The sequence below is a fragment of the Streptomyces sp. WG7 genome, from assembly GCF_049975785.1.
GTDB lineage: Bacteria > Actinomycetota > Actinomycetes > Streptomycetales > Streptomycetaceae > Streptomyces.
Window position 1 is genome coordinate 1 of record NZ_JBNGGE010000091.1, and the last position, 8630, is coordinate 8630.

The 8630-nt window shown below is 68.2% G+C and carries 7 protein-coding genes and 2 pseudogenes; 4 read left to right on the top strand and 5 right to left on the bottom strand.

Annotated elements, in window-relative coordinates; genetic code table 11:
- The coding region (locus ACP4J0_RS37860) for an enoyl-CoA hydratase/isomerase family protein (RefSeq protein WP_426603886.1) at positions 1-780 on the top strand (780 nt) is incomplete at its 5' end.
- 112 nt (positions 781-892) lie between these two features.
- On the opposite strand, the gene ACP4J0_RS37865 is transcribed toward ACP4J0_RS37860, so the two are convergent.
- The 5 genes and pseudogenes from ACP4J0_RS37865 to ACP4J0_RS37885 form a co-directional block, all read right to left on the bottom strand.
- Positions 893-1177 carry a helix-turn-helix domain-containing protein gene (locus ACP4J0_RS37865; RefSeq protein WP_426603888.1) on the bottom strand — a complete coding sequence of 95 codons (285 nt, stop codon included), beginning with the start codon at positions 1175-1177 and terminating at the stop codon, positions 893-895.
- A gap of 606 nt (positions 1178-1783) precedes the next feature.
- Positions 1784-2656: a hypothetical protein gene (locus ACP4J0_RS37870; RefSeq protein WP_426603890.1), complete on the bottom strand. Its 873-nt coding sequence runs from the start codon at positions 2654-2656 to the stop codon at positions 1784-1786.
- A gap of 172 nt (positions 2657-2828) precedes the next feature.
- A complete protein-coding gene (locus tag ACP4J0_RS37875) occupies positions 2829-3071 on the bottom strand; it encodes a DUF6411 family protein (RefSeq protein WP_426603892.1) in 243 nt (80 codons plus the stop codon).
- 185 nt (positions 3072-3256) lie between these two features.
- Positions 3257-3397 (bottom strand): annotated as a pseudogene (locus ACP4J0_RS37880) (helix-turn-helix domain-containing protein); the annotation flags it as partial.
- Positions 3398-3772: 375 nt separating this feature from the next.
- Positions 3773-4549, bottom strand: a complete 777-nt coding sequence (locus ACP4J0_RS37885; RefSeq protein WP_426603894.1) for an SDR family oxidoreductase — start codon at positions 4547-4549, stop codon at positions 3773-3775.
- Positions 4550-4880: 331 nt separating this feature from the next.
- On the opposite strand from ACP4J0_RS37885, the gene ACP4J0_RS37890 reads away from it, so the two are divergent.
- The 3 genes and pseudogenes from ACP4J0_RS37890 to ACP4J0_RS37900 all read left to right on the top strand — a co-directional run.
- Positions 4881-5216 (top strand): tyrosine-type recombinase/integrase, encoded by a 336-nt coding sequence (locus tag ACP4J0_RS37890; RefSeq protein WP_426603896.1) that lies wholly within the window; start codon positions 4881-4883, stop codon positions 5214-5216.
- Between the two features lie 372 nt (positions 5217-5588).
- Positions 5589-6788 carry an IS110 family transposase gene (locus tag ACP4J0_RS37895; RefSeq protein ID WP_426603898.1) on the top strand — a complete coding sequence of 400 codons (1200 nt, stop codon included), beginning with the start codon at positions 5589-5591 and terminating at the stop codon, positions 6786-6788.
- Positions 6789-7539: 751 nt separating this feature from the next.
- Positions 7540-8348: pseudogene (locus ACP4J0_RS37900) on the top strand (IS5 family transposase); the annotation flags it as partial.
- Between the last annotated feature and the right edge of the window lie 282 nt (positions 8349-8630).

An 8630-nucleotide genomic window follows, 5' to 3' on the forward strand; every position in this document is an offset into this window, starting at 1 on the left:
GTCGCGCACGTCACGATCGACAACCCGCCGGTCAACGTCCTCAGCGTCGCAGTCATGACCGATGTGCGGCGCCTGCTTACCACGCTGGCCGGCGACGACAGCGTACGTGTGATCGTGTTCGACAGCGCGGACCCGGACTTCTTCCTCGCCCACGTCGACATGACCGCCACTCCGGACGCCCTCGCCGGACTCATGGCCGACCTGCCGGACGGCGTCAACGTCTTCCAGGCCGTCGGGGAGCAACTGCGCCGCCAGCCTCAGGTGACCATCGTCAAGCTCGCAGGTAAGGCGCGGGGCGGCGGAGCCGAGTTCGTCGTGGCCGCGGACATGGCGTTCGCGGCGATCGGCACGGCCGGGCTCGGCCAGATCGAAGCCCTCATGGGCATCGTCCCCGGCGGCGGCGCCACGCAGTACCTTACCGAGCGCGTCGGCCGTAACCGTGCCTTGGAGATCGTGCTCGGCGCCGACCTGATGGACGCCGAGACCGCCGAGCGGTACGGCTGGGTCAACCGAGCCGTCCCCGCCGACCAGCTCGACGAGTTCGTCGACCGCCTCGCCGGTAACATCGCCGCGCTGCCCGACGACGTCGTCGCGGCAGCCAAGCGCGCCATCATCCCCCACGATCATTCTGCTGGCCTGGCACAGGAGAACGACGCCTGGGCTGGGCTCGTATTCCGCTCCGCCACAGCACAGCTCATGAGCGCCGGGCTGGCCAACGGTGCCCAGACCCGGGACGGCGAACAGGACCTCGAGGGTCTGTTCCGCAATCTCGCCGGGTAGCTGAATGAGCGCCTGTGACAAGTCGAATGCCTTGCTGGTGACAGCCAGACTGCTTCGATTGCTCCGTTCGTCAACTCACGTGGCTCCGCAGGGACAACTCGTGGGATTCGGCTCATGGGCCGGTGACCAAGGCGAAGTCCTCGTCGTCACGGTTGAGCAGGCGGGACGGCCTCCCGCCCACCGAGGGTCCAGGCAAGGCCAGGTCGATCTCGTCGAACCGGTGCATCACATCCCGGACGGTGTCCTCGTCGGCCTGCACCAGCTGGGCAATCACCGGCACCCGGTTGCCGCCGGCGGAGGCCAGCATCATCGCGCGCCGGTAGCGCACCGAGTTGGTGCCGCCGCGGCGCACGATCTGCTGCAGCTTCTGCTCCTCCTGGTCGGTCAGTCTGCGCACACGGCCAGGCTCGGTCACCGCGCCTCCACGCTCGGAAAAGGTCTCCGGACAGGTCGGACCGCAGGCTTCCTCGCCAGGTCCTGGAGGGGCGTATTGGTCGCGGGATGAGTTGGGGGACCGGAATCGGCGTCTGGCCCACGAGGGTGCGGCGGCCGCTCAGGACCTGTTGGTCAAGCGGTACGGCCTGGGTGACAAGGGGGAGGGGTTCGAGCTGTTGAGGACGGTGTCGCAGCAGTGCAACATCAAGTTGCACACGCTGGCCGACGCCGTGGTCCGCGTGCCTGCTCCGGACGAGGACGCCCGGGTGTGGGCGGACCGTCTCCCGCCGGGCCGACTGCGGCTCCGCGCAGCGCGGCGCTCCCGGCTCGGGTCCGAACCGGGAGCGCCTCGGTCGCGCCGGCCCCATGGCGAACGCTGCCGGCACGGCCTGCCCGCCAGGTAACCCGGCCTGCTGCACCCATGCGTGACGGACCCGCCGGTTGCTGCCGCGGCAGCGCGGGCGGCGGATCGTACCCGGCTTCACCCGGGGCCGTACATGGGCGGAGGTGCATGGCCAAGGACGGTGACAAGCGGTGGTTTCTCCTCGAAGACCTCGCTCTGTGCAGTTCAGCTCGGCTGCTGGCTGTTCTGAAGAGCCTTGTCGGTCATGTCGGCCACCTGCCCGGCCGGCGGGGCCTCGGCGTCGACCTCGGTGCCGAAGTCGGAGAACTGCATCACTGTGCTCATCTTGAGCTGCTTCGGGGGCGCGCTGTTGCCGGGCTTCGCGGAAGCGGGAGCCTTGACGGTCATGTCGATTTGCTGCTGCCGGAGCCGGCCCTCGTCGTCGAGCCAGACCTGCATGGGCAGTGTTGGGCCGAGCTGCTTGCTCATCTGGTCGCCGCCCGGCAGTTCGGAGACGTCCACGGAGACCTTGTAGTGCGTGGTGTTGACTTCGTCGATCTTCTCGGTGCCGACCTTCTTGACGTCCTTGTCGGTGATCGCTTTGGCGTAGGCGGCGGTCTGCGCGGGGTCGCCGATCTGTTGGTTGCTCATCCCCTGCTGCGCGGCCACCTTTTTCAGGTCGATCTTGATCCAGGGCTTGCCGCCGGGGGCTTTCTGGTCGGGGGACTTCTGGTAGAGGACCTGGTCGACCACGCGCTGCTCGATGCTCTTGTCCTGCACGGTGAGGGTCATGACGCTGTCCCCCTCGGCCAGGTCGATGACGCCTTTGCCGTCGGACGTGATCGTCTTGCCCGCCGCTGAGAGCTTCATCTGGATCGTCATCCGTGCCGACTCGGCTTCGGCCGTCTTGTCGTAGGCCGCTCGCACTTCCGTCGTACTCTGCTCGGGGGCGCCGTCGCTTCCGCTCGTACTCGGCGACGCGTTGCTCCCCTTCGCCTCGGATTCGCCACCCCCGCCACATCCGGACAGGACGACGCTTCCCATGATCGCGGAAACCACGATCGCCCCGGTTTTCGTCCCCTTGACACGCATGTGCATCCCCATCTCCCCAACACCTCTTCAATGAGTAACCGCAGATGTCACTTCACGCCCGCACGCCGTACCGAGTGCCCTGGGCAATTCTCAACACGCCTGCAGACGTGAGATTTTGGGTCCAGATGGCAGGCCTGAGGGTGATTCTCCCAGGGATCACGACGGAGTACCGCGCCCGTCAGAACGGCATGCGGCCACGGGGCCGCCGACCGGCCGAACCGCTGCGACCAACGGCCCTGGAACTGCTCCCGAAGGGCTTGCTGAAGGCGCGGCCGAGGATGCCGGGAGCTTTCCCGCCGGCTCGTGAACCGACGCCGAGCGTGCGCTGGGTTCCGCGTTGCGGGTGGCGGGAGAGGCGCGGTACGAGGAAAGCGAGAACGGCGAGCACGACGCACACGGCGACGATTCCTACGACCATCATGATGGAACTCCTTGGCCTAAGACGTGTCTGTCGGCTGCCCCGGAGGCGGCGGGCCATGCGCCAAGCCGCGCCTGCTCCACGGGCCTGGGCATTACGGCGGAGGCGTTCGGTGAAGTTCAGGCGCTGCCAGCCAGGTCATGCCTCGCCGTGCCTGTCGTCAATCACCGCAGCGGTCCTCACCTTGGAGCGTCAGCGCTGAAAACGCTCAATGATCGACCGGGGGTGGACCGTCCGCTCTCGATGAAGCTGACGTGCCGCTGCGTGGTTCCGGCACGCACGGCCAGTTCCAGCTGGCTGACGCGCCGTCGAGTGCGCTACTGACGCAACGCTCCGGCGAGCCCGTCTCTGGTCTATTCGCTGATTGAACCGCCCCGGGTTTGACGGAGGCCTTGATTTCCTGAGAGGGCGGAGGCCGCGGTGAGTCGTGCCGGAGTTTTGGAGCCGGGCCTGCGCCGGTGGACGGTTCGGCTTTGTGAGGAGGGAAAAGCGCCGGTAGGCGTCGAGGCCGACGGCAGCCAGGGCGCCCGCCAGAGCGCCGGTGATCGCGAAGAGGAAGAAGTCGCTGGTGTGGCCGACAGCGTGGACGCCGAGCCCGACCACCGCCCCCGCGATCACGGACAGTCCGAACACCCCGGGGGAAGCGGTTGGCAATTCCCCCGGGGCGGTGCACGCCCGGTCTCGCGGGGTCTCGGGTAGCGGGGTCAGACGGCTTGTTCTGTGGGGAGAACGGTGATCTCCGTCAGGTTCACGTGGCGGGGGAGCGAGGCGATGAACGCCACCGTCTCGGCGATGTCCTCCGGCTGGAGGCAGTCGATCTGTTGCAGCAGGTCGGCCATGAGCCTGGAGGCGTCCGGGTCGGTGACGTGGTCGGGCAGTTCGGTGTCGACCATGCCGGGTTCGACGGTGGACACGCGCACCATTTTGCGGCCGAGTTCCGTCCGCAGGAGACGGGTGAGGTGGCTCAGGTAGGCCTTGGTGCCGGAGTAGACGGAGAACTTCTCCAGGACGCGCGTGGCCGCGATGGAGGACGTGACGATCAGGTCCGCCGGGTCCCCGGCGGCCGCGCTCTCCTCCAGGCCGCGTACGAACGCCTGGACGGTGTTCATGACGCCCTTGATGTTCAGATCAATCTGGGCGTCCCACTCCTCGGTCCTGAGGGCACCGATCTCAGAGATCAGCTGCACGCCGGCGTTGGCGAAGACGAGGTCCACGCGTCCGAGTTCGGCGCCGATCTGCTCCGCGGCGCCTAAAACGGCGGCACGGTCGGTGACATCGACGCTAAGGGGCAGGGCCTTTCCCCCGTCGGCCGAGATGCGTTCCGCGAGCGCATCGAGCCGGTCCTTGCGGCGCGCGAGGAGGGCCACGTCGGCACCCAGATGAGCGAGTCGTGCCGCAGTGGCCTCGCCGATGCCGCTGGAGGCCCCGGTGACCACCGCAACGCGGCCGGCCAGCGGACTGCCGGTGAGAACAGCGGACATGGTATCCACCTTTCCGTGGAGTCGGATGGGATGTGCTGAAACGGGTATTCAGATCCTTCCCGATGAAACGTTCAGGCTGACCCTTCGGGGTAGACACCTTGACAATGGACCTTCGAGGTTCAGGAAGGGATGTCCAGGTGGGGCGCCAGTCTCCGTACTCGGAGGAGTATCGGAGGAAGGACGCAGTCGCGTTGCATTGAGTCTCCCGTGACAGGCGCACGTACGCGGCGGTGGCTGCGGAGGCAGAGATCACCGGCAAGACGCTGCGCACGCGGGCCCGCAAGGATACCGCCCGGCACACGGCCGGGTACTACGCGGGCGGGACCGGCCAGTGAACGTCCCAGCCTGGCCCTGCTTCCCCTCCCGCATCCGTAACCCTGACGGCCGGCAGCCGATCTCCTACGGACACTTCAACCAGCGCCTCAAGACCTGGGTCGCCGACCTCGACTTCGGCGGCGCCTACGTCGCCCACCAAGCCCGCCACACCCTGGCCACCGACCTCCTGCGCGTCGGCGCCACACTCACCCGCATCTGCCGCTCTCTCGGCCAGCTCTCCGAACGCACGGCCGAGCACTACGTGAAGATCACCAACAGCGGGAGCGTTCTTTCCTTGGGTAACTGCTCAATGGCAGTTACCTGCCCGCTCTCGGGCGCCTGCTTCCGATGACCGCAGGTGGAGTGCGTGGCGATTCTCGAGTCTGAGGACAAGGGGTCCTGACCTGCGCTTTTGCTGTCTGGGCGGATTGCTCGACCTGTTTTCCCCCGTTATGTTCTTCGCGGCTCCGCAATGGGGCCGCTGGCCTCCGGGCCCGGCATGACTGTGTCCCCCTGTCGAAGTCGATGACCTGGGGGGTGGTGTCACCGGGCCCGGGAGGTGCCGTCGGAGACGCTGATGAGAGGTCCGGCCACCGTCCGGTCCGGCGCAACGCCGGACAGTTTGCGGGCGGCAGGTCTGCATAACGTGGATGCGCGAGTACGACACCGATGCCAAGGCCGGCCGCACTGGAGGAGTGGAGAGCGCAGTGTTCGACACCGAAGACTGGGCGTGTTCCTGGGCCTGGACGTCGGCAAGAGTGCCCACCACGGCCACGGACTCACCCCGGCCGGGAAGAAGGTCTTCGACAAGCAGCTGCCCAACAGCGAGCCGAGACTACGGGCCGTCTTCGACAAACTGGCCGCCAAGTTCGGCACCGTCCTGGTGATCGTCGACCAGCCCGCCTCGATCGGCGCCCTGCCGCTGACCGTCGCCCGTGACGCGGGCTGCCAGGTGGCCTACCTGCCCGGCCTGGCCATGCGCCGGATCGCCGACCTCTACCCCGGCGAGGCCAAGACCGACGCGAAGGACGCGGCCGTGATCGCGGACGCGGCCCGCACCATGCCGCACACCCTGCGGTCCCTGGAACCGACCGACGAGATCACCGCCGAACTCACCGTCCTCGTCGGCTTCGACCAGGACCTCGCGGCCGAGGCCACCCGCACGTCCAACCGGATACGCGGCCTGCTCACCCAGTTCCACCCCAGCCTCGAACGCGTCCTGGGCCCCCGCCTCGACCACCAGGCCGTGACCTGGCTGCTGGAGCGTCATGGTTCTCCGTCCGCCCTGCGCAAGGCCGGCCGCCGCAGACTCGTGGAGCTGATCCGCCCGAAAGCTCCCCGCATGGCCGCCCGGCTGATCGACGACGTCTTCGACGCGCTCGACGAACAGAGTGTCGTCGTCCCCGGCACGGGCACCCTCGACATCGTCATCCCCACCCTGGCAGCCTCCCTGGCCGCCGTCCACACCCAGCGCCGGGCCATGGAAGCCCAGATCAACACCCTGCTGGAGGCCCACCCTCTTTCCCAGGTCCTGACGTCGATGCCCGGCGTCGGCGTCAGGACCGCCGCCGTCCTGCTGGTCACCGTCGGCGACGGCACCAGCTTCCCCACCGCCGCCCACCTCGCCTCCTACGCCGGCCTCGCCCCCACCACCAAGCAGTCGGGGACCTCGATCCACGGCGAACACGCACCCCGCGGCGGAAACCGGCAGCTCAAACGGGCGATGTTCCTGTCCGCCTTCGCCTGCATGAACGCCGACCCGGCCTCCCGCACCTACTACGACCGCCAGCGAGCCCGCGGCAAAACCCATACCCAGGCCCTCCTCCGACTCGCCCGCCAACGCATCAGCGTCCTGTTCGCCATGCTCCGCGACGGCACCTTCTACGAACCCCGCACCCCCGAAGACGTCGAACTCGCCGCATGACCCCAGCAAACCCGAACCACCCCAAACCCGGCAGGGGTGCCTTGACGAAAGACATAGAGGCACCCCCCGGGTAGCGGTTCGAGGGGTCGGATTGCTCTCTGTAACTTGCTGACCTGAGGGTCCGTGAGGGAGGGGCCTGCATGGGCGACGCCTTCCGAGGTGCGTTCGGAGATTCTTGACGCTCGAAGAGGAGGTCTCTGCTGCATCTCCGGATGGCGTCCCGCTGAGTGGTGTAGGGGATCTCCGCGGTTGAGTGCGCGGGTTCTGCTCCCTGGGGTGCACCGTCTGCCGGTGTCTGCTCCCTGCTCAACTGGCAGGCCACCGTGCAACTGTCCGGAGTGAACGGGCAGTTCGACCCCAGGGGGTGCACGGTGGCCTTGTCCCAGCTGCATTCGGAGCCGAAGCGGCGTGCCCTGTGGATGCCGCCTGCCCCCTCCGGCCGCTACCCTGACCTGGCCCGCCCCGGTGTCCTTCTCGTCCATTGCGCTGGCGCCATGGGCCTCGGCTTCGGCAACGTAGTCATTTCCGACACCGAGATCAAAGCCGCTGCCGAATCCACGGCGGCGGCCCTCCGCGTAACCTGCTGCGTCATGATCACCCGCGCCCGCGAGCGGGGCTGGTCCCGGGTCCGCAGGGCATCCGGTTGCCGCGCCACCTGGGGGCCTGCACGGGTAGGCGATGATGCGCTAACTGGCGCTAACAAAAGTTGCTGATCATGAGTCTGTCGGCCTCTCTGCTCGTAGGTCTGGGTATGGGATACCGTCAGTCGCGGCCGTGGATCGTGTCGGATGAACTGTGGTCGCTGATCGAGCCGTTGCTGCCGAAACCAGGTCCGAAGAAGGTCGAGGGCAGACCGCGGGTGCCGGACCGCCAGGCCCTGTGCGGCATCCTCTTCGTCCTGCACACCGGCATCCAGTGGGAGTACCTGCCGCAGGAACTCGGCTTCGGCTCGGGCATGACCTGCTGGCGGCGCCTGGCGGCCTGGAACGAGGCCGGCGTCTGGGACCAGCTCCACCAGCTGCTGCTGAACGAGTTGCGGTCGAAGAACCAGCTGGACTGGGAGCGGGCGGTGATCGACTCCTCGCACGTGCGGGCTGCCCGGCGGGGCCCAAAAGCGGGCCGAGCCCGGTCGACCGCGCACGGCCGGGCAGCAAGCACCACCTCATCGTCGACGGACAGGGCATCCCGCTCGCGGTGTCGCTGACCGGCGGAAACCGCGGGCGACGTCACCCAGCTCGAGCCGCTGCTCGACAAGATCCCCGCCGTCGCGGGCCGGGTCGGCAGACCCCGCCGGCGCCCCGACGCGCTCCTGGCCGACCGCGGCTACGACCACGACAAGTACCGCCGCCTGCTGTGGCAGCGCGGGATCCGCCCCGTGATCGCGAAACGGGGCGAGCCGCACGGCACTGGCCTGGGCACCTCCGCTACGTCGTCGAGCGCACGATCGCCTGGCTCCACGGCTTCCGCCGCCTGCGGATCCGCTGGGAGAGACGCGACGACTTCCATGAAGCCTTCCTCGGCCTCGCCACCTGCCTGATCACCCACCGCCACGTCCAGCGCCTTGTCAGGACCTCTAAGCGCCCACTGGGTGAGATGTCCGAGGGAAGGGCGGGCGCCCGCCCGACGTACGTGCGACAGGGGCCCCCGTATCCGCCATGCCGCCGCCTCCCAGCAGTGATACTGGATGCATGGACACGACGACCACCGCGCCCCGCGCCGAGGTGCTGCGGGACCGCTACCGCAGCCGACTGCCCGAGCGCTTGCAGGAGCTGGCCGGTCCCGTCGAGGGCAACGTGGACCTGCCGCTCCACATCGTCTGGTCCGGGCGGACGAGCTACAGCC

Bases quoted from the DNA above. Each gene is read 5' to 3' on its own strand.
- ACP4J0_RS37885 (WP_426603894.1), bottom strand. From the start codon at position 4,549: ATGTCCGCTGTTCTCACCGGCAGTCCGCTGGCCGGCCGCGTTGCGGTG.
- ACP4J0_RS37870 (WP_426603890.1), bottom strand. From the start codon at position 2,656: ATGCACATGCGTGTCAAGGGGACGAAAACCGGGGCGATCGTGGTTTCC.
- ACP4J0_RS37875 (WP_426603892.1), bottom strand. From the start codon at position 3,071: ATGATGGTCGTAGGAATCGTCGCCGTGTGCGTCGTGCTCGCCGTTCTC.